We start from the raw sequence: 22,041 nt of genomic DNA on the forward strand, positions 1-22,041 counted from the left end.
TAACAACTTCAAACCCTTCTTCCACGTAATGCAACATAAAGATTTCTTTATCGTTCTTCTTTAAATGATTTAATATATGTTCCATATCATTACTAATTTCTCTTTTAGTAGTATCGGTATGTACCGCGATTTCATCTATTTGATCTATCCCTTTTTCATTTACTGTCTTCGCATATTTTCTGGCATAATCGATAGATTTATATTTTTTAATAGCTGCAATCCAATTTTTTAGCGTATTTTTCTCTTCATCATACTTTTCAATATGATTCCAAATTACCAATAACACATCGTCCATACATTCTTCTTGCACATCTTCAAACGAAGCTAAATGCTTCTGAATAATACTTTTTATTAGTCCGCTGTACTGGTCAATAATAAAATCTAATGCTTTTTCGTTCCTTTTCCTTAGCTGATTCACCACATTTTCTTCTGTAATTTTCATATGTCTCCTCCTCTCTCTCATGCTCTACATCTATTAATTCGTATCGTTATTACTCATTTCTATCAATTTATACATATTTATTAATAATATCCAAAATAAACCTCATGTAGTAAAATATAACTGATTACACAGAAGGAGATTACATATGTTGAGCTTACTTTGGGTTGTTTATATGCCACTTCTTGTTTTATGCGGATTTTTCGGTGGTATTTTTTTAATTGTTACTAGCGTGAAACACCGTAAATTATTTGTCGGTTTAATGGGACTACTTAGCTTTTCCTTTGTCACACTACCTTTTGTTTTTTGGGGCATGGGAGTGGAGAGCAATACAATCATCCCTATTTCCACTACTTTATATTGGATACTGTTTTCTTTAACTGGATTATTAGCAGGGTTAAGTGGATTACAAGCCAAAATTAAAAGTATACGTAATATGGGATTCATTATTTTTACCGCTGGAATATTAGGGGTTATTTTCTGGGTGCTCATGTCTGTAGGTGATTCATTCTATATATAACATTTTTTGAAACCCAAAAATCGGAGGTAATACAGAAGTGTTCGGAATATTAACTTGGATGATTTTAGCTCTTACTTTCATGTTATGCGAATTCATCGTCGGCATTTTTTTAATTATTGCTGGCATGAAACATCGGAAATCACTTACCACTATAGCTGGTTTCATTAGCATATTACTTATCGTTGTTCCTATCTTTTGTATAGGTTCTGGAATAGATTTAGAAGGGATGGTTCCAATTTCGGGAACTTTATATTGGTGCTTCTTCTCTTTAGCTGGACTATTAGCTATTATAAGCGGCAGACACATATCGAGTATTCGTTCTATGGGGACGATTTTGTTTATAGCAGGGCTTTGCTCCGTAGCTGGTTATCAGCTTTTATATGTAACTGCATAAAGAACACAAAAAAAGCAGGGAAATTAATTCCCTGCTTTTCTATTTGGTTTATTGCCTGATGGTAAGAAGAACGATAACACCCAAGCAATCCCTGCGAGTATCGTTGCAATTAAGAAGGCATCGTTAATACCGTTAATTGCAGATAACTTCGAAATTTGTCCAAATAATAGCTGCGTGCTCATCGCATCTCCTGCTTGCGCTGAGCCAGCTAAGGCCGCTAAGCTTTGCCCCATACCATGCACTTTATCAACTAAAATCGGATTTGACGTTGTTAACATGTTTCCATAATCTGCTACGTGAGCAGTCGTTTGTTGCGTCATAAGCGTGATTAATATCGCTGTTCCAATTGAACCAGCTACTTGTCTTGACGTATTTTGCGTTGCTGTACCGTGAGAAATTAATTTCATCGGCAGCGCGTTCATACCAGCCGTCATAATTGGCATCATAATGAATGACATACCAATTGAACGTATAATATAATCCGTCATAATAACGCTATACGGTGTATCCATCGATAATTTTGTAAATTCATATGTCGCATACGTCGTAATTGCCAATCCAATTATCGCTAATGGACGAATGCCATATTTATCGAATAATTTACCCGCTACTGGTCCCATGATCCCCATAATTAATGATCCTGGAAGAAGTAGTAAACCAGATTCAATTGGCGTGAAGCCACGAATGTTTTGCAGATATACCGGAAGTAATAACATACCTCCGAATAATGCCATTGTAACAATTGCGTTAATTACTAAAGTGAAAGTAAATACTGGATATTTAAATACTTGTAAATCAAGCATTTTATTGTCCGTTGTTAACTCTCTCCAAATAAATAACGCTAAACCAATTACACCGATAATAAGTGAAATAACGACTTCGGCACTAGTCCAACTATTATTTCCAGCTTCACTAAATCCGTACAATAAGCTTCCTAGTCCAATACTTGAACTAACCACACCGAATATATCTAATTTCGTTTTAGACACTGGCTGAGCTAGTGTAAAGAATTTTAAAGATAGGAACGTAATAATTAAACCGATAATAAACATCGCATAGAACATTAAGTTCCAGCTGTAATTTTCAATTACCCAACCTGTTACAGTTGGTCCGATAGCTGGTGCTAAAATCATTGCTACGCCTAGTAATCCCATCGCTGCTCCGCGCTTATGAGGCGGGAATAGTGTCATGAAGATATTCATACCAACCGGCATTAAAATACCCGCACCAACCGCTTGAATAACACGGCCCGTCATCATCATTGTAAAGTTTCCTGAAGTAGCACAAATGATAGATCCTACCGTAAAGAATAACATTGCTGCTACGAATAATTTACGATACGTAAATCGTGAAACTAAAAAGGCACTAATCGGTACTAAAATACCATTTACAAGCATGAAACCTGTAATTAACCATTGTGCTGTTGAAGTTGATACGTTAAATTCATTCATTAACGGAGGTAATGCAACGTTAATGATTGTTTGGTTTAAAATAGAAACGAACATGCCGAGAATTAATACAGCTACAACTGCTTTTACGTTCACATTCTCTACAGGCATAGACATTTGTTTTTGGGGTACTTCTTTTTCTTGTTTTACTTCTTCTTGCTTTCCTGTTTCCAACTCAACTACATTAGAAATTTCCGGTTCTTGCTTTCGTTCAATTTCTTTCTCTTCTGTTTCAACTTTACTTACTTCTATTTTACTTACGGCTGGGACTTGTTCTTCTCCCATTTTCGTTTTTTTCTTTCGTAAAAGACGATTTACAAGGAAGAAGACGATTATACAAAATAGTGCATATCCTGCAATTACAATTGAGGACATCTCATCTCCCCCTTACTTATGAATACGAACTGTCACATTCATGCCAGGAACAATATTTACTGATTTGCTATGATCTAAAGAAATTTTAACTGGTACTACTTGTGTTACTTTCGTATAGTTCGCTGTTGCGTTGCTTGATGGTAACATAGAGAATGTGTTCGCTGTTGTTAATCCAACTTGCTCTACTTTTCCTGATAACGTTGTATCTGGGTATGCATCTACATACACATCTACGTCTTGACCTTTTTGTACATCGTCAACATCTGTTTCTTCAATGTTTGCCGTTACCCATAAATTGTTCATATCAAATGCATAAGCGATCGGGCTACCTGCTCCAACGAAAGCATTTGTCGTCGCGTTTGATTGTACAACCGTTGCATTTTGTGGAATTGTTACATCTACTGTTTGTTCTCCATTTGCTGCCGCTACAGTAACAGCACCTAATTTATCGTTCTCATTGTAGTTCTTACCTACTTCAGCTTTCCAGTCAGTTAATTTACCTGCTACTGGTGATGCAATCGGAATTACCTTTCCATCAATTTTTGCATTGTCTGTTTTTAAGTAATTTTCCGCTTGATTGTAATAGTAATAACCGCCAATACCGCCGCCAACTAGTACAATTAATGTGATAATGTTGATAATCACCATTCTTCGAAACTGATTCATTGCATTCCTCTCCTTATATCGCATATAATTTTTTTCTAAACTATTTACGTCCTTATTGTTTAGACTATTTAATTGTTAATTATATTAACTTTTAAACAAAAAAATCACACCATCTGCGGTGTAAATCGAAATTTATCTACCTGCGAGCGGTGCTGATTTCTGAAGGACTATCGTTTATAATTATAAATAATTATTTTAAATCTACAACCGACAATTTACGTATGAAATGTCGCTTAAACAACAATATAATACCAATATGTTGCTTAAGTATAGAAAATTAAACGAGGGGAAATAAAAATGTCTATTAAAAATACAAATGATCCACGTGTAAAACGGACGAGACAACTCATACAGGATGCTTTTGTCGCTTTAGTAGGCGAAAAAGGGTTTGAAAATGTAACTGTTCAACATATTGCAGAACGTGCTCCTGTAAATCGTGCTACGTTTTATAGCCATTACCACGATAAATATGACTTATTGGACAAAAGCATTGAAGAAATGTTAGAGAAGTTAACAGAAGTCATTAAACCGAAAAATAGAAATAAAGAAGATTTTCAACTTACATTTGATTCACCACATCCAAGTTTTTTGGCCTTGTTCGAACATATTGCAGAAAATGCGAACTTCTATAACGTTATGCTTGGTGATAAAGCTGCCGGAAACTATACGTATAAAATGATGAAAGCAATTCAAACACATTTAACATTAAGCCTCTCTATTTCACAACCTAACGATGAAAAACTAATGGTTCCACGTGATATTCTCATTAGTTACGTTACTGGTGCCCACCTTGGGATGATTATGTCATGGCTAAAAAAAGGAATGATATATACCCCGCATTTTATGGCCATGCAATTAACTCGTTTAATCATTTTAGGAGCTCATACTGCGGCAGGGTTAGAGAGACCTTTTTAAAACGTAAAAAAGCGAAGGAGCACCTCCTTCGCTTTCTCTATTAATTAAATGTAATGTTATGTACAGCCTCTTTATCAAGACGTTTAATAACTTCTACAATTAACTTCACTGCATTTTCATAGTCATCACGGTGTAACATTGCCGCATGAGAATGAATGTAACGCGTTGCAATCGTAATGGCCATAGACGGAATACCATTTACAGCAATATGAATTGCACCTGCATCCGTTCCACCGCCCGCTACTGAATCATATTGGTATGGAATTTGTAATTCATCAGCAACATCAACTACAAAGTCACGTAAACCTGTATGACCAATAACAGAGGCATCATATAAAATGATCTGTGGTCCATCACCCATTTTACTTTGCGCTTCTTTTGACGTTACACCAGGTGTGTCACCAGCAATACCAACATCTACCGCGAACGCGATATCTGGTTTAATATAGTTTGCAGATGTTTTCGCACCACGAAGACCAACTTCTTCTTGTACAGTCCCTACGCCATATACAACGTTTGGATGCTTTTCATCTTTTAATTGTTTTAATACGTCAATTGCAATTGCACAACCAATTCGGTTATCCCATGCTTTTGCAAGTAACATTTTTTCATTCTTCATCACTTGGAATTCAAAGTAAGGTACAACTTGATCTCCTGGTCGTACGCCCCACTCCATTGCTTCTTCTTGGCTAGAAGCACCAATATCGATGAACATGTCTTTAATTTCAACTGGCTTTTTACGCGCTTCTGGAGGTAAGATATGCGGTGGTTTTGAACCGATAACACCTGTTACATCTCCTTTACGCGTTACAATTGTTACGCGCTGTGCAAGCATAACTTGTGACCACCAGCCACCAACCGTTTGGAAACGAAGGAAACCTTTGTCATCGATTTGTGTAATCATAAATCCAACTTCATCTAAATGACCTGCAACCATAATTTTCGGGCCGTTTTCTTCCCCTACTTTTTTCGCAACTAAACTTCCTAAATTATCAGTAGAAAGTTCGTCCGCAAACGGCTCAATATATTTCTTCATTACTTCGCGTGGTTCACGCTCGTTACCCGCAATACCACGTGCATCTGTTAATTCTTTTAGCATTGTCAATGTCTCGTCTAATTTTGTCATTGCCAACACCCTCCTTTTTCTTCAGTCACTTCATTATACAAAAGGAAATTGAAATATTCAAAAATTAACTTAGTATCCTTGTGTTTGACGCTGATGATTTACTTCGTTTTTATCTAAATATGCCTTTTCAATCTCTTCTTGTTCAAACTCAAGTGCTTGTCCAAGTCGAAGGTAGCTTGTAAATAATTCAATATAGTTCGTAATAGATGGTTGATCTGTAAAACGAATCACCTTCGCATATGTGTCTAAGAAAATTTCTACTTGTGTTTTATTCGTCTGTGCACACTTATAGAATAAGAAGTTTTTATCAATACCTAAATCAATTCCGATTGATAAAATAAAATGTAAACCATCTACGTATTCTTCTAGTATGACTTCACGTTCTGATGCTGGTTTGTTGCTCCAATATTTAAAACAACGTGTTTCATTTGCAAGTTCTCCAATTTCTACAAGAAGAGCTAACATTTTCTCTTTTAACAATTTTTTCGGTTGTAAGTCATGTTCTTTCGCAATACGGTCATCTAATTCTTTTTGTAATTTAAATAGTTGTAGTAAGTCCACTCTATTGTCCTCCTCCAACATCGCATTTTACGCAACAATGTTGTTTCATCTCAAAGTTCATTATTATTTTTCGTTTCTTATTAATAAGTCAGCCATTTACCTCTTTACAAAATAGCTTGTCCTTAATTTACAAATACGTTTCAATCATCACGATTAGATTGCTTACTCCAATTGGTGATAGTTAATAATTATCCAGGAATTGCCCACTAATAAAAATATTATTTTATCTGATGAAAGTTCCATATCATCTTTCCATTATAGCAGTGTCGTTTCAGGTAGGAAAGATACTCTTCTTTCCAGAGGATGATAATTAAAAGAAGCCAGGAGGATCCTCCTGACTTCATATGCATATTCTTCTATATTGCTATAACTTTTATATTGATTTTGTCATATCGATAACGACACACTTCTCTTTGCATACAAATAAAAAAACCTTAGAAGAAAAATCTTCTAAGGTTTCAACTAATTAATTAGTTAATGTTGTTTTTTGCAACTGTTGCTAATTCAGCGAAAGCTTTTTCGTCATGAACAGCTAAGTCAGCAAGCATCTTGCGGTTAACTTCGATGCCAGCATTTTTAAGACCGTGCATTAAGCGGCTGTAAGAAAGACCATTCATACGAGCTGCTGCATTGATACGTGTAATCCATAATTTACGGAAGTCACGTTTCTTTTGACGGCGGTCACGGAATGCATACATTAGAGATTTCATAACCTGTTGGTTAGCAACCTTGAATAATGTATTTTTTGAACCGTAGTAACCTTTTGCTAATTTAATTACTTTTTTACGACGTTGACGAGTAACTGTACCACCTTTTACTCTTGGCATAATATTACCTCCTAATTGTTCTATATATCAGCCGAACTTATTTTAAGTTGTCAAGCATTTGACGAATGCGTTTGAAGTCACCAGCGCTTACTACACCAGCTTTACGTAGTTTACGTTTAGCTTTTGTAGATTTGTTAGCGAATAAATGGCTTGTGTAAGCGTGAGAACGTTTCAGTTTACCTGATCCAGTCTTTTTGAAACGCTTTGCAGCGCCGCGATGAGTTTTTTGTTTAGGCATAGGTATTTCCTCCTCTATCTATTACTTATCGTTTTTCGGTGCTAAAACTAAGAACATACTGCGTCCTTCCATTTTAGGCTTAGATTCGATTGTACTAACTTCAGCACAAGCTTCTGAGAAGCGATCTAAAACACGTTGACCGATTTCTTTATGAGTAATGGCACGTCCTTTAAAGCGAATTGACGCTTTAACCTTGTCGCCTTTCTCTAAAAACTTGATAGCATTACGAAGTTTTGTGTTAAAGTCGTGTTCATCAATTGTTGGACTTAAACGAACTTCTTTCATGCTAATTACTTTTTGATTTTTGCGCTGTTCTTTTTCTTTCTTCTGTTGCTCAAAGCGGAATTTACCGTAGTCCATAATGCGGCATACTGGCGGTTTCGCATTTGGAGCAACTAATACTAAATCAAGATTAAGATTTGCAGCTAAGTCTAAAGCGTCATTACGAGACTTGATTCCAAGTTGATCGCCATTTGCACCAACTAAACGTACTTCACGTGCACGAATTTGCTCGTTAATCATCATATCCTTGCTAATAGTAAGCCACCTCCAAGGTTTTCTCAGAACATAGTTTGTAGTCATAGAACCCGACAAAAAAAGTGCGGGCATACGACACCCACACTTGTAAAATCTTAAGTAAGAAATACATTTACCTGTAAACTGCGAATGCGTCCATCAGGTGAGAAGCGGGTGCTTCTACTTGTTCCACAAAACAATATTCTATTATCCTTGATGAGTTTATCATAGGACATGACGTCTGTCAAGAAGACGCGATGTGTTTTACTAACAACAAGAAATATTGTAACAAACAACTAACATACTTGCAATACTTTTTTACGATAAGTGTTACATGGTTTTTTTTTCTAATTTCCCTTACTCATATTACATAGAAAAGCCGCGGTATACCGCGGCTTTTTCTTATCGTTTTCCTTCTACTTTAATCATATCAACAAAAGCATCTAATGCGATTGTTTCTGATTTTTGTTCACCGTATTTACGTACGTTTACGCCGTTTTCAGTTACTTCATTGTCACCTACTACAAGCATGTACGGAATTTTTTGCATTTGTGCTTCACGGATTTTGTAACCAATTTTCTCTTCACGAGTATCTAATTCAACACGGATACCAGCACGGCGTAATTCGTCTTGTACTTTCTTCGCATAGTCTAAATGTACTTGCGGAGAAACTGGAATTACTTGTACTTGAACTGGAGCTAACCAAGTTGGGAATGCACCTTTGTATTCTTCAATTAAGAAGGCTACGAAACGTTCCATAGTAGATACAACACCACGGTGAATTACAACTGGACGATGTTGTTTACCGTCTTCACCAACGTAAGATAGTTCAAAGCGTTCTGGAAGTAAGAAGTCTAATTGTACAGTTGAAAGTGTTTCGTCTTTTCCAAGAGCAGTACGAACTTGAACGTCAAGTTTTGGACCGTAGAATGCCGCTTCACCTTCAGCTTCATAGTAATCAAGACCCATTTCATCCATAGCTTCTTTTAACATACCTTGTGCTTTTTCCCACATCTCATCATCAGCATAGTACTTTTTAGTATCTGCTGGGTCGCGATAAGATAGACGGAATGAGTAGTTCTCTAAACCGAAATCTTTGTACACTTCTAGAGTTAAGTTTACAACACGTTTTAATTCTTCTTTAATTTGATCTGGGCGTACGAAAATGTGCGCATCGTTTAAAGTCATTCCGCGTACACGTTGTAATCCAGATAACGCACCTGACATTTCATAGCGGTGCATTGTTCCAAGTTCCGCAATACGGATTGGTAATTCACGGTAGCTGTGAATATCGTTTTTATAAACCATCATGTGGTGAGGGCAGTTCATCGGACGAAGAACTAACTCTTCATTATCCATTTCCATTGATGGGAACATACCATCACGGTAGTGGTTCCAGTGACCAGAAGTTTCATAAAGCTCTCTGCTTCCTAGTACTGGAGTGTATACGTGATCATAGCCTAAGCTTGCTTCTTTATCAACGATGTAACGCTCGATAATGCGGCGGATTGTTGCACCCTTTGGTAACCAAAGTGGTAAACCTTGTCCTACTTTTTGGCTATTAGTAAATAGTTTTAATTCTTTACCTAATTTACGGTGATCGCGCTCTTTCGCTTCTTCAAGCATGCGTAAGTGCTCATCTAATTCTGCTTTCTTAACAAATGCAGTACCGTAAATACGTTGTAGCATTTTATTATTGCTATCGCCGCGCCAGTAAGCACCCGCAACGCTTAATAATTTAAATACTTTAATTTTCCCTGTAGATGGAAGGTGGACACCACGGCAAAGGTCGAAGAATTCGCCTTGCTCATAGATTGAAATAACTGCATCTTCTGGAAGATCGTTAATTAAATCTAATTTTAACTCATCGCCGATTTCTTCAAAACGACGAATTGCTTCTGCACGTGGTACTTCATGACGAACGATTTCTAAGTTCTCGTTCACAATTTTTTGCATTTCTTTTTCGATTTTCTTGAAGTCTTCAACTGTAATTGCTTCTTCCATATCAATATCGTAGTAGAAGCCATTTTCAATTACTGGACCAATGCCAAGCTCAACCTTAACATCTTTATATAAACGTTTTAACGCTTGCGCTAAAAGGTGAGCTGTTGAGTGGCGTAAAATATATAAGCCATCTTCAGAATCTAATGTAATGATAGAAACTGCACCATCTTCTTCGATTGGTGTAACAAGATCAATCATCTCATCATTTAATTTTCCAGCCACAGCTTTTTTCTTTAAGCCTGGGCTAATAGAAGCTGCGATTTCTTCAGTTGTTACGCCTTTTGGAAACTCCTTCACAGCTCCATCAGGGAAAGTAATTTTAACTACATCTGCCATCACTGGTCACTCCTCTTTTTCTCAAAATAAAAAACACTCATCCCGTAAAAAGGGACGAGTGTTGAATTCGTGGTTCCACCCTTGTTCCAATTAACATAATTGTTAATTGCTCAAGTTCAACATAACGGTGTTGTCCGTTAGCAATTACTAGAAAAACCGTTCACTGCTAAAGTTTAGAGGTGGTAAGTAATAATCCCGTACTAGGAAGCTCACACCCTAAGGCTTCCCTCTCTGAAAATCGTAGAAAACTACTCATGTCCTCATCATGACATTTCAATATATTTCATTTATGTAGGTAATTATATGCTCAAAAACTTAGAAAATCAAGGGCGTTACCTTTATTTTTTAAATTTTTCACATTGCGCTCAAACTCATGTAATCCATGTAATTGTACCCGTTCTTGAAATACATTTCGCAAAGTAATAATCATATTATGGTCTTGTTCTTTCGTATATAAATAAATTTTTTTCGGCGAAATAGAAAGAAGTGGTGCAATTACTTTCGTATCAATATATACATCCTTTTGTTTTAATAAGTCTTCATCTATATATTGAACCAATTTCTCTTGTTTTAAACGTCTACCTTTATCATCATAGAAAATAAAACTTTCATCAAAAATAAGATGAACACATGACAAACGTGATTTCCGGCTACGAACTTGTTGCCGAAGCGTTTCAATAAACATTTGATATTCTTGTTCCAACTTATACTCATCAATCGCCACTTCAGCAAGCTTAGCTACCATTTCCCTATATGTACGAAGACGAAAACGAACATATGATGAAAACGAGAATGAAAGTGGATCACAAAGCCAGTTATTTAAAGAGGATTTAATATATGATTCAAATGTGTGACGTGTTAATTCACGAGCAATTCCTTTTCTTCTTCCTTTTAAAATCTCTTGTGCCATATGCAATATTTGATGGCACTCTTCCTCTTCTTCATAAAAAAACTTCTCTTTTAATATTGTATATATCCACTCATTTTGTTTCACATTCACAATGAAATATACCATTACTGGCAATAAAATCTTTTCAATATAATTTGATTCACATACTGGTATGTGAATCACCACTTTTTGTCCCTGTAAATACACACTCGTTCCCTTATATAACAGTTCCGCTCTTTTCAGTAGTTGTCTATATACGTGCATAGCATCATTTTTTTCTTCGAAGCAAATTTCAATCACTTTTGTCCCCCCTTTTATCCCTGCTCTAAAGGACTGTATCTATACGTTACAAATCCTATAAGAGTCCGTCCCGCGTGAAAGTTCACTCTTAGTAGAATTACCTTTCCTATCGTTAGAAAATCCACTCGATATGGCTTGCTAATTTTATATATATTAAGGGAGGGAGAAAAAAATGATACAAGCTACTAGGAATTTTCAATAAGAACTTTTCATTTTATAATTCGACTACTTTAAAAAGCGTTTAACTACAAAAAAAGAGCAAGCTTCTCAGCTTACTCTTTACTTATGACGACGGTTTTTCCCGCCAATCGGAATTGGTTTCGCTAAATATTTAATTCGCTCCATAATACGAGCTGCTTTCATTTCTTCCGCTTCACCGCGCTGCGTATATGTTAAATGATGTTCTAGCTGTTTAAAATCAAAGTTAGACGTAAAGAACGTCGGTAAGTTTTCTAACATACGGAATTGCAAAATTGCACCGAGTACATCATCACGTACAAAGCTTGACATCGCTTCTGCTCCAATATCATCTAACATTAAAACTTGTACGCGTTTTACTGCATCAATCTTTTCCCCAATCGAATTATCTTGAATCGAACTTTTAATTTCACGTAGAAATTCAGGGAAGTATACAAGCATCGAACTTATTTTCTTTCGAGCAAGCTCATTCGCAATTGCTCCTAACAAATACGTTTTCCCTACACCAAATTTACCGTACAAATATAAACCTTGTACTTTTTTACCAGGTTCATATGTACTTAAAAACTCATTAGCTGCACCAATTGCATCAATACGCGCATCTAAATCTGAAGGGTCTAAGTTTTCCATCGTTGCTTGCAAAATATCAGTTGGCATATATACACTTTGAACGAGCTTTTCATATTTCTTCCTCTCGTCATATGCTACTTTTCTAACGCAACGATCATATTGAATATCAATCATCTTCCCTTGGATAACGAGCTTTGGCTCATATCCTTGCAGCATGTTTTTACACGAACCTAGATCCGGACAATCCGCGCAACCTACACTTTGTCCAATATATTCGTATAATTTCACAAGACTGCGTTCAATCATAGACGTTGTTACTTCCCCTTTATGTTCGTCTATAAATTCTTTCACACGCGGATGTGCCATTACTTCCGCCTTTAATACTTCATATCTATTTTTAAAATTTTCATTTTCCATTAACTTTGCAAATGAATTTTGAATATGCTCCATTTTCTCACCTCAAAGAGCGTTCATTCTCTTCTATTAATCACGCTTATATTTTTTTAACACTTCTTCTAATCGTTTTCGTTCGTCCTCTAACGTACTTGCACCTTTTTCAGCATTTACATCTTTTTTCACAGTTTCTTTCTCTTGTTCTTTCGGCTCTTCTTTCAGCCAATCTGGTACCATTTCTTTTCGTACTGTTTTCTTCGACGTACGACCTTTCTTCTTCGTCTCAGCCCATTCTTGATATTGACGATTTTCTTCTTTCGCTAATGCCATCGCTTCAGCTACTGTACCGACCTTTTTACGTGCCCAATGTCCAGCAATCTTCTCCACATACGTTTTCGCAAGTTTCATATCTGAGCGTAGCATAACGTAATAAATAAGTACATTCACAACACCTGGTGTTAACTTTTGATTCATCATTACATCTTCAACGATTTGCAAGTCAGCCTTCGTTGCCTCTGCACCGCCAGAGATTTCTTTCAATAGTTGTTTTGGTGAGATTTCCTCTAACTGTTTGATTAACATCTCTTCTTGCGATGAAGGCTCTTTTTCTTTCATCATACGTGCAGCGTGAGGCTGTACTCTTTCACTTAATACAGGTAACGCTTGGCCGTTTTCGAACTGATACCAATCACGTGCTCCTTTTCTAAGCCTTTCGATATCAATTGTCTGCATCTCTGTCACCGCACCAAGAACGATATTTTGCATCGATAACACATCTACATCATACACGTAAGCAAGTGTAATGACACATTCTCGCACTTGATCTGTAATCGCCTTTTTAGGGACAAGAGCGGATAAGCCATCTACAAATAAAGAGAAATCAAAGAAATCATTCCAAACTTTTGGAGCGTCTCCCTTTTCATTACTTGGCATAGCTGTCGTTTTTGGAATACGAAGGTCTTCTTGCGCATGCTCAAGCTGTCCTGGATTAAACGAACCAAACACATCATTAAAAGAACGCGTAACATTTTCATACGATACAAAATCAAATTCTTCTTCTAAGAAATATTGTTTTACTTGATTATATTTTGTCCGACTCAATCGATTATATAAAAAGATACTTAAAACAATATCATCAAAAAACTGCTTCGGAGATAAAGGTGGTTGCAGCTCATATATAAACATTCGAATATCTTTTTCTTTCTTAATATATACTTTCAAAAGCCCAATTGCCTCTAACTTTACTCGTTCCCCATATATTTCAGGAAGTTGCATTTGCATGGTCACCATAAGGGAATGATGCGTATTCTCTTTTCCAAACACACGATCTTGTTCTAACTCTCCCCATAGCGTCATGTACAAGCTAAAAGCTCTACTACCTATTAACGGCTGATATAACATCGTTAACACTTTTCGGTCGTAATTATGCAGTAACCCTTTCGCACTTACTTTATAACGATCAATCGGCAATAGCTCCATCCATGACTGTTTTTCCATTCTTGCTTTCCTTTCTCTCATCCAATCTTCACTATATAATTTATTAGCGAAAAAGAGCTATTAGCTTTCGCTTCTAGCTCTCTTATCTCATTACTTACGGTATGTAAAGAGAATACGATACAGATGCTACTCTCTTTCTTTTTGCAGTATATCTTTTAATTCTTCAATAAATACATTTAAATCTTTAAATTGGCGATATACAGAAGCAAAACGCACGTAAGCAACATCATCGATATCACGCAGTTCTTCCATAACAATTTCACCAATCATATCACTTTTCACTTCTGATATACCTAAATTACGAAGTTCACGTTCCACACTTTGAGTTACTTCTTCTAATTGTCTTAAAGATACTGGTCTTTTTTCGCACGCTTTAATTAAGCCACGTAAAATCTTTTCTTTATTAAACTCTTCTCGTGTTCCTTCTTTTTTTACAACGATAAGAGGTGACTCTTCCACTCTTTCAAATGTCGTAAAGCGGCTTAAACAGCTTTCACACTCTCTCCTTCTTCGAATAGAGCGCCCCTCGTCTACCGGACGCGAATCTAACACTCTTGTACCATTATGAGAACAGGATGGACAACGCAATATATTCACTCCTTTACACTATACTCTTTATTTTTTCTCTACTTACTTCATCTGACAATATATATACATTATTATATAACTCATTTTAACTCTCTTACCACTTTAAGTTTAAGCGCATTATTTTATCATCTCGTTTTCAAAAATAAGATGGTCGATAGGGCGTTAACTTATTCGTAAGAGCTCCATTTATTCAACTAACGAGTACGTCATATTTTCCCTTTTTTATAAACTAAAAAAGAGGTGCATTATACACCTCTTTACATTTTAAATCAATTATGTTCTTTTTTAAAGAGCTTTTGTTTCTCTCTGCTTAATTTCGAAGCTACCAGTGCCTCGAGGAAGCTCGATGCTCTCACGCGTTTTCGCGTTTAAACCTTCTGCAATATATTCTGCAGCAACATTTGGATCAATACGATCCCCACAAGTATAAACATCAATACTTGCGTAACCGTGCTCCGGAAAGCTATGAATTGTTAAATGTGATTCCGAGATAATTACTACTCCACTTACACCTTGTGGTGCAAATTTATGGAAAGCAACCTCACGCACTTCAGCACCAGCTCTTAGTGCTGCATCCACAAATAATTGTTCAATATACGGCATGTCATTAAGCTTGTCGAAATCGCAATCCCAAAGTTCAGCGATCACGTGACGACCCATCGTATCCATAGTATCCATTCTACAGTTCCCCCTTGTAAATTTATTCTAACTGTTCGAATTGAAAACTAATTTGCAATTTGGCTTGCTCCACTACCACGGGGGAAAGTTAGTCCAGAGAGGTCCTAACCCTTTAAGTAGTGACTACGTACCTCAGCTCTTAAGTTTACGAGTGTTAGTATACTTTGTTTATTTTCATTTTGCAACAACAGTTTTTTCGATTTTCTGTCATATTTTCCTCTTTACTTTTCCCTAAAAAAAATAAATGATTCACGAATGCAGTAATCCCAACACTTCGTGGTATGTCCACTTCTAAAAATATACTTATATAATTTTTTTCCTTTTCAGAAAAAAATAAAAAAAAGAGGGCAGATATTCCACTTGCCCTCTCCCTTATTCACTTAAATATGTTGCACATTTTCTTGCTTCGCTAATTCGTCAACAACTAACGTTACAAGATCTACAACACGACGAGAGTAGCCCCACTCGTTATCATACCAAGCAAGTACTTTTACTTTACGATCACCCATTACCATTGTAGATAAACCATCGATAATAGCTGAGTGTGTATTTGTATTAAAGTCAATAGATACTAAAGGCTCTTCGCTGAATTCTACAATGCCTTTTAACGCACCGTTTGCAACAGTTTTGAATGCATCGTTAATAGCTTCAACTGTTACATCACGTTTTACATCTACTACTAAGTCAACAAGAGACACGTTTGGTGTTGGTACACGAAGTGCCATACCATGAAGTTTTCCATTTAAATGTGGAAGAACTTTTGCTAGCGCTTTCGCAGCACCTGTCGTTGTCGGAATAATTGATTGTCCGCAAGCACGTGCTCTTCTTAAATCTTTATGTGGGTTATCAATATTTTTTTGGTCATTTGTATAAGCGTGAACTGTCGTCATTAAACCGTTTTCAATTCCAAACTGCTCATCTAACACCTTCACAACAGGTGCTAAACAGTTTGTTGTACAAGATGCATTTGAAATGACAGTATGTTTTGTAATATCTAATTGGTCTTCGTTCACACCAACTACAATTGTTACATCTTCATTTTTACCAGGCGCTGTTAAAATAACTTTTTTCGCTCCAGCTTCAACGTGAAGAATTGCTTTTTCTTTTGAATTAAATTTACCAGTTGCTTCAATTACAACTTCAACACCTAAATCTGTCCAAGGCAATTCCTTTGGATCGCGGTTGTTTAAAAGGCGAATCATTTTCCCATCAACTAATAAGTGATCTTCAAATGCTTCTACTGTTCCGTCAAACTTGCCGTGAACTGTATCATATTTAATTAAATGTGCTAACGTTTCAGATGGATAGCTTGCATTGATTGCTACAATTTCGAATGCGCTTTCTTTTATTGCCTGACGAAATACCATTCTCCCAATACGTCCAAATCCATTAATTGCCACACGAGTCATAATATGTTATCCCCCTTGAATGCGTTATACTATTTATCTCCAATCCCAATAATAGTATAACACAAAAAGGAGATATGTCACTAAGCATTTTCATTAATTTCACAATTTTTTAGTCAATAATGTTCCATTTCTTTAAAATCCCCTGCAATTGTGTTTTCGTTCCCATAATTGTGCCATCATTATTTATTACTTCATCTGCATGCTTCACTTTTTCTTCTAACGGCATTTGAGATTGAATACGAGCTGTTGCTTCTTCTTCTGAAAAATTATTTCGCTTCATTAAACGTTCTAATTGCGTATGCGGCTTAACTGCTACAACTAAAACGCGGTCAACGAGACTTGTTAATTTACTTTCAAATAAAAGAGGAATATCTAACACAACCGCTTGCGCACCTTCTTTTATGTACATTTCCTTTTGCCTATTCATTTCCTCACGCACTGCAGGATGAACAATTTTGTTTAACTGCAATCGTTTCTCTTCATTATAGAAAACGACACTTCCTAATTTCGGCCGATCTAGTTCTCCATCTTCTTGTAATACTTCTGTTCCAAACACTTCTACAATTTTGTTATATGCTGGCTTTCCTCGTTCTACAACTTCTCGCGCAATAATATCTGCATCAATAACTGGTATATTTAGCTCGCGAAACATTTGAGATACTGTACTTTTTCCGCTTGCAATACCTCCCGTTAATCCAATTACTACTGTCATCATATAATCCTCCTCATAATAAAAGGCGCGAAACTAATGTTCCACGCCCGTACTTACATTTTCCAAATTCCAATAATAATGAGTAATACCCCAGGCAGGAATGTAAATTTTTGCAACCATTTCATATTTGATAAAACCGTTCCAAGTTTCATTCCAATAAATAAAAACAAAGAACTCATCACTGCAACTAATATTGCCATCATAGCAGGTGCATACCCTAATAAAGATGCACCAATTCCAGCACCAAATGAATCTACAGAAAGAGCGATACCAAGAAGTAACGCTTCTCCTGCAGAAATGGTGCCTGATTTATCGAAATCTGCTACAGTCGGTTTCCGTAAAATTTGAATGACTAACCCAAGCGAGGCAATCTCTAATTTCCATACCTTCTCCTCTTGCTTCGGTTCTTCTTTTTTCTCACTTCGAAAAAATTGGTATAATACCCAAATTCCTATTCCAATAAGAACAAGCCCACCGATACGCGTTGCGATAACAGGTGAAAATACTTTCGCAATCATATGTCCAATTCCCATTGAAACAAGCATAACAGCCGCTGAACACATTCCGATAATTATAATTGATCTTAGTGGAATTCTTACGCTTCTTAAACCATATGTTAGCCCTACACTACAGCTATCTAAGCTTAATGTAAAAGCTAATAAAATAAGAGATAAATAAAGGTACATCGGTAAGCTCCTCCCTTATACATAGCTCTGCTGTATGTATATGACAAATGCCTATCCGATGTTATCTCTTTTCTATATTCTTGGCTGACAAATTGGGCAGTAATGCGTTCCTCTTCCACCAACAACTGTTTTTTCTAATATCGTACCGCAAGTCACACACGGTTCTCCTTTTTTTCCATATACATTTAGCAGTTCTTGGAATGAGCCAATTTGCCCTTGTGAGTTGATATACGTTCGAATTGTACTTCCGCCACGCTTCACTGCTTCGCCTAACGTTGTAACAGTCGCCTCATAAATTCGCTCAATTTCTTCTGCTGTTAAAGATGATGCTTCTCGTTCTGGATGAATTTGAGAACGGAATAAAACTTCATCTACATATATATTTCCAAGTCCTACTAAAAGGCGCTGGTCTAATAATACAACTTTTATTTTACGCTTTGTCTTTTGCAATCTCTCTTGTAAATACTGTGGTGTCAATTCAGCATCAAATGGCTCCGGACCTAAGTCAGCAAGAGGCATTTGATTCATTTCCTCACCTTTTTTAAAGAGATGCATCGTACCAAACTTTCTCACATCTTTATAATGTAATTCAGTTCCATCTGTAAATAAGAAACGGACGTGCGTATGCTTATCAATTGGCTCATCCTCTTGATGCAGTAAAAACTTACCTTCCATACGCAAATGTGAAACAATGACATAATTCGTTACATATAAAAGCAAAAACTTTCCTCTTCGCTTTATATTTTCAATCATCTCGCCTTTTAGCATCTCTTTAAAGATTTCTGCATCATCTGGACGTTTTACGATTTTGGGATAGGTAATAATGACATCTTCAATTGTTTTTCCTGTTACAAGATTTTCAAGTGTCCGTCTGACGTTTTCAACCTCTGGTAATTCAGGCATTTCATCACTTCCTTATTTTGCGTCGTACCAAGTTGGACCGTAAGAATAATCAACTTTCAGCGGAACTGCGAGTTCAATTGCATGCTCCATTACTTCTGGTACAAGCTTCTCTAATTTTTCAATTTCTTCTTTTGGTGCTTCAAATATTAATTCATCGTGTACTTGCAATAGAAGACGCGCTTGTAATCCTTCTTCTTCTAAACGATCTGCCATAATAATCATCGCTTTTTTAATAATATCTGCTGCAGTACCTTGAATTGGTGTATTCATAGCTGTACGCTCAGCAAAGCTACGCAAGTTAAAATTACGACTCGTAATTTCCGGAATGTAACGGCGGCGATTTAATAATGTAGCTACATATCCTTTTTGTTTCGCATCTTTTACGATGTCATCCATGTATTCTTGTACACCAGGGAAACTTTCTAAATACTTTTCAATAAATTCCGCTGCTGCTTTTCTTGTAATTCCTAAGTTTTGTGAAAGACCATAATCACTAATACCATACACAATTCCGAAGTTAACAGCTTTCGCTTGTCTTCTCATATTTGAAGTTACTTCATCTTTTTCAACGCCAAATACATCCATAGCTGTTTTCGTATGAATATCCATATCATGTTGGAATGCTTCAACTAGCCCTTTATCATTGGCAATATGAGCTAATACACGAAGTTCAATTTGTGAATAATCTGCCGCGTACATAATCCATCCTTCTTCTGATGGAACGAATGCCTGACGAATCTTTCTTCCTTCTTCTAATCGAATCGGGATATTTTGCAAGTTTGGATCCGTTGAACTTAATCGACCTGTTTGCGTTAATACTTGATTGAAACGAGTATGAATTTTAGATGAATCTTCATGTACAACTTTTAATAAACCTTCAATATAAGTTGAATTGAGTTTCCCTAATTGACGGTAATGTAAAATATTTGGAATAATTTCATGGTGATCCATCAGCTTGTCTAGTACATCAGCTGACGTAGAATAACCTGTTTTCGTCTTTTTAATAACTGGTAAGTTTAAGTTCTCAAACAGAATCACACCAAGCTGCTTCGGTGAATTAATATTAAATTCTGTTCCCGCCAGCTTATAAATTTCCTGTTCCATTTCCTTTAATCTACCTGCAAGTTCTTCTCCCATATTACGAAGACGTTCTGTATCAACTTTTACACCTTTCACTTCCATATCAGCTAATACACGTGCAAGGGGTAATTCTAACTCTGTAAACAGTTCATATTGCTCATTCTTTTCTAACTCTTCAACGAATGTTTGCTTCACATCATATAATACATGCACTTTACGAGCTACATGCTCCGCTACTATCTCTAACTCTGGAACAGCACGCTTCGCACCTTTTCCGTAAACTTCTTCATCAGATTTCACAGCATGCGTTTCTTTCATTTTCGCTACAGTACGGAAATCTTTATCTGTATCAGCCGGATCAAGTAAGTAAGCAGCGATTAATAGATCAAAGTCAATTCCTTGCATATCTATACCGTTCCATTTCAGCGCAACGATCGCACGCTTCGCATCAAATGTATACTTTCTCATTTCTCCATCTGCAAGCCACTCTTTAAAAGCATCTGATTTAAGTGCAATGTCTGTCTGAATAAAGTAACATCCGTTTTCATTTTGAATACCGAAACCTTGAATATCTGCTTTATGATAATTATCTTCTTGTACTTCAACGATAAGCGCACTATCTTGCTGAAGCATTTCTTCTGTAACTTCTTCTACAATATCAAATGTAATATCATCTAATTCAGCTGGAGCCGTTTCTTCTGGCGTAACACCTAATTTATTTAAAAGAGATGTGAATCCTAAATTCTCGAACATTGGAATGACATCACTTGCTTCATACCCTTTATACTCCATATCATCCACATGCACTGTAATCGGCGCGTCTGTAATAATCGTTGCAAGATCTTTACTCATAAGAGCTTGGTCTTTATTTGCTTCCAGCTTTTCTTTTAATTTCTTCCCGCTTACTTGATCTATATTTTCATACACTTCTTCAACCGTTCCAAACTGTGTTAACAATTTAATCGCAGTTTTTTCACCAACTCCTGGTACACCTGGAATATTATCTGATTGGTCTCCCATTAAACCTTTCATATCGATAATTTGCTTTGGTGATAAGCTGTATTTTTCAAATAAAGCTTCTTTCGTATATTCGTCTACTTCCGTAATCCCTTTTCGAGGAATACATACAAGCGTGTTATCAGAAACAAGTTGAAGTAAGTCTTTATCTCCTGAAATAACTTTTACACTAGCTCCTTGTTCACTCGCTTCTTTCGCTAGCGTTCCCATAATGTCATCCGCTTCATAATTTTCTAATTCATAACGCGGTACATTGAATGCATCAAGCATCTCACGAATAAATGGGAATTGCTCTGATAACTCAGGCGGAGTCTTTTGACGTCCTCCTTTATACTCACTATATGTTTTATGACGGAATGTCGTTTTCCCAGCATCAAATGCTACTAACATATGCGTCGGTTTTTCTTCCTCTAATATTCTCATTAACATCATTGTAAAACCGTAAATTGCGTTCGTATGTATACCTTTGTCGTTATTTAAAAGCGGTAGTGCAAAGAAAGCACGATACGCGATATTATTACCATCTACTAATACGACCTTTTTTTCCAAATCAGAAACCTCCCCATACAAATTTGAAATGATTTTTTCACAGAAAAAACCGTTTCTTTCCTCTCTCTATATTAACATGACTAATAGAGAGAAGAAAAATAACGGTTATTTTCTTTCATATATAAAACAGACTTATATTGGCATAAAGGGAAGTGACGAGAATAGCTTAACTATTCTCGTCCCAAATTACTCCTTGGATGAAGGGGT

The 22,041-nt window shown here is 36.3% G+C and carries 21 protein-coding genes, 1 pseudogene and 2 other annotated features; of the genes and pseudogenes, 3 read left to right on the top strand and 19 right to left on the bottom strand.

Annotation, left to right across the window (positions count from 1 at the left end; translation table 11 throughout):
- Positions 1-16: 16 nt before the first annotated feature.
- Positions 17-442 (bottom strand): annotated as a pseudogene (locus MR070_RS04130) (sigma-70 family RNA polymerase sigma factor); the annotation flags it as partial.
- 145 nt (positions 443-587) lie between these two features.
- On the opposite strand from MR070_RS04130, the gene MR070_RS04135 reads away from it, so the two are divergent.
- Together MR070_RS04135 and MR070_RS04140 are read left to right on the top strand one after the other, a co-directional pair.
- Entirely contained in the window at positions 588-959 is a 372-nt protein-coding gene (locus MR070_RS04135; RefSeq protein ID WP_242260601.1) for a DNA-binding protein, read from the top strand.
- Between the two features lie 37 nt (positions 960-996).
- Positions 997-1,353, top strand: coding sequence for a hypothetical protein (locus tag MR070_RS04140; protein ID WP_041184146.1), 357 nt, complete (start codon positions 997-999; stop codon positions 1,351-1,353).
- A gap of 23 nt (positions 1,354-1,376) precedes the next feature.
- Here the strand turns inward: MR070_RS04140 and MR070_RS04145 are convergent, their stop codons facing one another.
- Positions 1,377-3,176, bottom strand: a complete 1,800-nt coding sequence (locus MR070_RS04145; protein ID WP_242260602.1) for a DHA2 family efflux MFS transporter permease subunit — start codon at positions 3,174-3,176, stop codon at positions 1,377-1,379.
- Positions 3,177-3,188: 12 nt separating this feature from the next.
- On the bottom strand, positions 3,189-3,842 hold the full coding sequence (locus tag MR070_RS04150; RefSeq protein ID WP_001071403.1) for an HlyD family secretion protein: 654 nt from the start codon (positions 3,840-3,842) through the stop codon (positions 3,189-3,191).
- 297 nt (positions 3,843-4,139) lie between these two features.
- Here MR070_RS04150 and MR070_RS04155 point away from each other — a divergent pair, with 297 nt between their 5' ends.
- Positions 4,140-4,757, top strand: a complete 618-nt coding sequence (locus MR070_RS04155; RefSeq protein WP_087954137.1) for a TetR/AcrR family transcriptional regulator — start codon at positions 4,140-4,142, stop codon at positions 4,755-4,757.
- 40 nt (positions 4,758-4,797) lie between these two features.
- On the opposite strand, the gene MR070_RS04160 is transcribed toward MR070_RS04155, so the two are convergent.
- The 16 genes from MR070_RS04160 to polA form a co-directional block, all read right to left on the bottom strand.
- Positions 4,798-5,883, bottom strand: a complete 1,086-nt coding sequence (locus MR070_RS04160; protein ID WP_000163568.1) for a M42 family metallopeptidase — start codon at positions 5,881-5,883, stop codon at positions 4,798-4,800.
- A gap of 69 nt (positions 5,884-5,952) precedes the next feature.
- Positions 5,953-6,444, bottom strand: a complete 492-nt coding sequence (locus tag MR070_RS04165; RefSeq protein WP_000365050.1) for a dUTP diphosphatase — start codon at positions 6,442-6,444, stop codon at positions 5,953-5,955.
- 470 nt (positions 6,445-6,914) lie between these two features.
- Complete coding sequence (gene rplT / locus MR070_RS04170; protein ID WP_001138362.1) at positions 6,915-7,271, bottom strand: 50S ribosomal protein L20; 357 nt, start codon at positions 7,269-7,271, stop codon at positions 6,915-6,917.
- Positions 7,272-7,308: 37 nt separating this feature from the next.
- A complete protein-coding gene (gene rpmI, locus MR070_RS04175; protein ID WP_001125945.1) occupies positions 7,309-7,509 on the bottom strand; it encodes a 50S ribosomal protein L35 in 201 nt (66 codons plus the stop codon).
- 21 nt (positions 7,510-7,530) lie between these two features.
- Entirely contained in the window at positions 7,531-8,034 is a 504-nt protein-coding gene (infC, locus tag MR070_RS04180) for a translation initiation factor IF-3 (RefSeq protein WP_000973214.1), read from the bottom strand.
- Between the two features lie 62 nt (positions 8,035-8,096).
- Positions 8,097-8,217 (bottom strand) — a sequence feature (ribosomal protein L20 leader region).
- Positions 8,218-8,427: 210 nt separating this feature from the next.
- The gene (gene thrS, locus MR070_RS04185; RefSeq protein WP_000786083.1) at positions 8,428-10,365 is read right to left on the bottom strand and encodes a threonine--tRNA ligase; all 1,938 of its coding nucleotides are present in this window, start codon (positions 10,363-10,365) and stop codon (positions 8,428-8,430) included.
- Between the two features lie 47 nt (positions 10,366-10,412).
- Positions 10,413-10,641, bottom strand: a binding site (T-box leader).
- Positions 10,642-10,672: 31 nt separating this feature from the next.
- On the bottom strand, positions 10,673-11,554 hold the full coding sequence (ytxC, locus tag MR070_RS04190; RefSeq protein ID WP_242260605.1) for a putative sporulation protein YtxC: 882 nt from the start codon (positions 11,552-11,554) through the stop codon (positions 10,673-10,675).
- 279 nt (positions 11,555-11,833) lie between these two features.
- Positions 11,834-12,772 (bottom strand): primosomal protein DnaI, encoded by a 939-nt coding sequence (gene dnaI, locus MR070_RS04195; protein ID WP_000400101.1) that lies wholly within the window; start codon positions 12,770-12,772, stop codon positions 11,834-11,836.
- A 33-nt stretch (positions 12,773-12,805) separates the two neighbouring features.
- Positions 12,806-14,212 carry a replication initiation and membrane attachment family protein gene (locus MR070_RS04200; RefSeq protein ID WP_138321028.1) on the bottom strand — a complete coding sequence of 469 codons (1,407 nt, stop codon included), beginning with the start codon at positions 14,210-14,212 and terminating at the stop codon, positions 12,806-12,808.
- Between the two features lie 126 nt (positions 14,213-14,338).
- A complete protein-coding gene (nrdR, locus tag MR070_RS04205; protein ID WP_001203687.1) occupies positions 14,339-14,800 on the bottom strand; it encodes a transcriptional regulator NrdR in 462 nt (153 codons plus the stop codon).
- A gap of 285 nt (positions 14,801-15,085) precedes the next feature.
- On the bottom strand, positions 15,086-15,469 hold the full coding sequence (speD, locus tag MR070_RS04210) for an adenosylmethionine decarboxylase (protein ID WP_002003660.1): 384 nt from the start codon (positions 15,467-15,469) through the stop codon (positions 15,086-15,088).
- Between the two features lie 389 nt (positions 15,470-15,858).
- Positions 15,859-16,887 carry a glyceraldehyde-3-phosphate dehydrogenase gene (locus tag MR070_RS04215; RefSeq protein ID WP_000198972.1) on the bottom strand — a complete coding sequence of 343 codons (1,029 nt, stop codon included), beginning with the start codon at positions 16,885-16,887 and terminating at the stop codon, positions 15,859-15,861.
- A gap of 109 nt (positions 16,888-16,996) precedes the next feature.
- Complete coding sequence (gene coaE, locus MR070_RS04220) at positions 16,997-17,599, bottom strand: dephospho-CoA kinase (RefSeq protein WP_242260607.1); 603 nt, start codon at positions 17,597-17,599, stop codon at positions 16,997-16,999.
- Positions 17,600-17,652: 53 nt separating this feature from the next.
- On the bottom strand, positions 17,653-18,285 hold the full coding sequence (gene ytaF / locus MR070_RS04225; protein ID WP_000281744.1) for a sporulation membrane protein YtaF: 633 nt from the start codon (positions 18,283-18,285) through the stop codon (positions 17,653-17,655).
- A gap of 72 nt (positions 18,286-18,357) precedes the next feature.
- Entirely contained in the window at positions 18,358-19,188 is an 831-nt protein-coding gene (gene mutM / locus MR070_RS04230; protein ID WP_138321026.1) for a DNA-formamidopyrimidine glycosylase, read from the bottom strand.
- A gap of 12 nt (positions 19,189-19,200) precedes the next feature.
- A complete protein-coding gene (polA, locus tag MR070_RS04235; protein ID WP_000412811.1) occupies positions 19,201-21,834 on the bottom strand; it encodes a DNA polymerase I in 2,634 nt (877 codons plus the stop codon).
- Between the last annotated feature and the right edge of the window lie 207 nt (positions 21,835-22,041).

Origin of the sequence: Bacillus cereus group sp. BfR-BA-01453 (genome assembly GCF_022662915.1) — a bacterium.
GTDB classification, from domain to species: Bacteria; Bacillota; Bacilli; order Bacillales; family Bacillaceae_G; genus Bacillus_A; species Bacillus_A paranthracis.

Coding starts and splice junctions, on each gene's coding strand:
- MR070_RS04145 (WP_242260602.1), bottom strand. CDS start 3,176: ATGTCCTCAATTGTAATTGCAGGATATGCACTATTTTGTATAATCGTC.
- MR070_RS04155 (WP_087954137.1), top strand. CDS start 4,140: ATGTCTATTAAAAATACAAATGATCCACGTGTAAAACGGACGAGACAA.
- coaE (WP_242260607.1), bottom strand. CDS start 17,599: ATGACAGTAGTAATTGGATTAACGGGAGGTATTGCAAGCGGAAAAAGT.
- dnaI (WP_000400101.1), bottom strand. CDS start 12,772: ATGGAGCATATTCAAAATTCATTTGCAAAGTTAATGGAAAATGAAAAT.
- rplT (WP_001138362.1), bottom strand. CDS start 7,271: ATGCCAAGAGTAAAAGGTGGTACAGTTACTCGTCAACGTCGTAAAAAA.
- MR070_RS04135 (WP_242260601.1), top strand. CDS start 588: ATGTTGAGCTTACTTTGGGTTGTTTATATGCCACTTCTTGTTTTATGC.
- speD (WP_002003660.1), bottom strand. CDS start 15,469: ATGGATACGATGGGTCGTCACGTGATCGCTGAACTTTGGGATTGCGAT.
- ytaF (WP_000281744.1), bottom strand. CDS start 18,285: ATGTACCTTTATTTATCTCTTATTTTATTAGCTTTTACATTAAGCTTA.
- mutM (WP_138321026.1), bottom strand. CDS start 19,188: ATGCCTGAATTACCAGAGGTTGAAAACGTCAGACGGACACTTGAAAAT.
- MR070_RS04200 (WP_138321028.1), bottom strand. CDS start 14,212: ATGGAAAAACAGTCATGGATGGAGCTATTGCCGATTGATCGTTATAAA.
- thrS (WP_000786083.1), bottom strand. CDS start 10,365: ATGGCAGATGTAGTTAAAATTACTTTCCCTGATGGAGCTGTGAAGGAG.
- rpmI (WP_001125945.1), bottom strand. CDS start 7,509: ATGCCTAAACAAAAAACTCATCGCGGCGCTGCAAAGCGTTTCAAAAAG.
- infC (WP_000973214.1), bottom strand. CDS start 8,034: ATGATGATTAACGAGCAAATTCGTGCACGTGAAGTACGTTTAGTTGGT.
- MR070_RS04215 (WP_000198972.1), bottom strand. CDS start 16,887: ATGACTCGTGTGGCAATTAATGGATTTGGACGTATTGGGAGAATGGTA.
- MR070_RS04160 (WP_000163568.1), bottom strand. CDS start 5,883: ATGACAAAATTAGACGAGACATTGACAATGCTAAAAGAATTAACAGAT.
- MR070_RS04150 (WP_001071403.1), bottom strand. CDS start 3,842: ATGAATCAGTTTCGAAGAATGGTGATTATCAACATTATCACATTAATT.